Below are 2,070 nucleotides of genomic sequence, written 5' to 3'. Positions count from 1 at the left end.
GCCAGGGGCAACGACACTTCAACGCCAACCGTTCAGCAAGTCACTACGGCGGTGTTCCTTGGCGAGCCCCATTACGGCATCTGACACATGATCGTACCCGATCACATGTTCGACCCGTTCAAAAGAATGCTTGCACCGACGGAGGTATCCACACATGGGAATGTGACCTGGTGATGTTCCGCAAGGAGCACGGCAAGATCAACGTGACCTCCCTGGTGGAGCGTGTCAGCCGCTATACCGTCGTGCTGCGCAACGAGGACCGACGATCGAAGCCGATCATGGAATCCCTCATCCAGGGGCTCTCCGCCCTGCCCGCCGACGCGCGGCAATCCATCACTTTCGACCGCGGAACCGAGTTCTCGGCATGGCAGCGGCTCAAGGATGGGATCGGCGCGGACAGTTGGTTTTGCGACCCGCAGGCGCCCTGGCAGAAAGGCACCGTCGAGAACACCAACAACCGACTTCGCAAGTTTCTGCCCCGCTCGACCGAGCCGACGGCCCTGACAAATCGATATTTGAGGTCGATTTGCCAGCGCCTCAACGCGACGCCCCGCAAATGCCTGGGCTACAGAACGCCTGCTGAAGTCTTCGGGGCCAAGCTCGTGGATATCCGGAACCGACTGACATAAAACAGGAAATCTGACTTTGCGCTTCGGCGTGAGTTCTCACTGGCCCATCGCGCGAGCATCACAGCGCGTACATACTTTGGGATATAGACTTTTAGCTTCCTTTTGGTGTACTGTCTCCTTTAAGGAGATATCCTCTGTACGGACGGCGCCATCCTCTCCCTAGTTCCTCGAGCTCCCGGATGGTTGCAAGACTGCGATGGCTCAACAAGGGTCAGCACGACTAGAAGCACCGCGCGGATCGCAAAAGGAGAGACACTGGTGTCTGACTCGAAGGGCAAGGATCGCAACAGCGAGCAGCGACTGTCGAAAGAGACAGCCGCCGCCGAGCCCTATGCGCCGCACCGGACGCCGTCGTCGTCGCGCAGCGATTTCGGCCAGACCGCCGCTGCCGCCAATGCCGCGGCGATCGGCATGGGGCTGGCAGCTCAGACCGGCACCGCCTCTGCCCGCGAGGCGCTGCGCGAGCCGAGTCTCGAGCCCCCCCGCTCAACCGGCACCCCCGCCGCAGATGCGGCCCCCGGCGCTGCGCTGGCAGCCGACGGTGCGGGACGCACGGCCGCCGCGGGCCACATGCCCGACGGCTCTGACCCCGCCGCACCCGGCACCACGGCCGCCACGACAACCGCCGCGCTGCAGGCAAAGACGGACCCCACCGCGCCCGCCGAACAGGCCGGGCCGGTTGCCGCGACGCCAGACGCACCCGCGACCCCCGAAGGCGACAGCACGCCCGCACAGGGCGACGCCGCCGCGCCGACGTCCAAGGCCGCAGCACCCCAGACACCCACCGCCAAGCCTGCGCCACTGGCCCCCGCCAGCGACACGCCCACCTCCATTGCAAGCTCCGCCACAGGCCCCGCAGCGACAGACGCCCCCGCCATCCCGGTGCCCCCTCCCGCAACCGACCCGGCAGAGAACGCCGCCGAACAGGCCCATCCCGACAACGCCCCCGGGACGGAGGAAACCATTACGGGCGACGATGGCCCGCTGGATGGACTTGCCGGAGAAGAGGACATCGTCACCGGTGCTCTCGATCCGACCACTGGCGAAGATGGGCTCCAAGACAGCACCCTCGACATCGTCGCAGGGGACGATGGCTTGCTGGATAGCCTCACCGGCGAAGAAGGTGTCGTCACCGGCGCGCTCGATGCGGTCGCCGTAGAGGACGGGCTCCTCGACACCACGCTCGATACAGTCGCAGGCGATGACGGCCTGCTCGACAGCCTCACCGGCGAAGAGGGCATAGTCACCGGCACGCTCGATGAGGTCGCCGGAGAGGACGGGCTTCTCGACTCCACGCTCGATACAGTCGCAGGCGATGACGGCCTGCTCGACAGCCTCACAGGCGACGAGGGCATCGTCACCGGCACGCTCGATGTGGTCACCGGAGAAGACGGGCTTCTCGACTCCACGCTCGATATCGTGGCGGGGGACGATGGCCTGC

At 65.6% G+C, this 2,070-nt stretch carries 2 pseudogenes; both read left to right on the top strand.

The features are described from left to right. Window positions 1-77: 77 nt before the first annotated feature. A pseudogene (locus ACXAJT_RS27535) lies at window positions 78-629 on the top strand (IS30 family transposase); the annotation flags it as partial. 258 nt (window positions 630-887) lie between these two features. Then, window positions 888-2,070: pseudogene (locus ACXAJT_RS27530) on the top strand (hypothetical protein); the annotation flags it as partial.

This window comes from Salipiger sp. ABF4_146 (assembly GCF_056161345.1).
Note: the sequence above shows the minus strand (reverse complement) of the source record. Positions and strands in the feature narration are given on the sequence as shown.